The 311-nt window shown below is 52.4% G+C and carries 1 protein-coding gene; it reads right to left on the reverse strand.

What is annotated here, in order from left to right; translation table 11 throughout:
- The coding region (locus HBA93_RS20190; RefSeq protein WP_221724464.1) for a hypothetical protein at window positions 1-311 on the reverse strand (311 nt) is incomplete at both ends.

The raw sequence follows: 311 nt of genomic DNA on the forward strand, positions 1-311 counted from the left end.
GCGGTTTGGTGTTGCGGCAGGCTCATCAAGGCTCTTGGCCACGCCCATAAAAGAACGCATGAAGCGCTCCATATAACCCAATCCCTTTTCAAATTCTTCTTCACTCGGCAATGTGCTGTTCGCAACGCCTGTTTTTTCAAGCTGGGCGATACGGGCGGTCAGATCGGCGACCTGCTTTTCCAGCAGAAGTGTGCGCTCGTCATTGCTCAGCTGTGCCGGTTTGGTTTCCGCACATTCAACTTTACCGGCCTGCTCTTTACACAAAGCAAATTCACCGGTCTGGCGATCCAGACGGATAATACCGGAATCAG

The organism is Ochrobactrum sp. SFR4 (assembly GCF_019730395.1).
GTDB lineage: Bacteria > Pseudomonadota > Alphaproteobacteria > Rhizobiales > Rhizobiaceae > Pseudochrobactrum.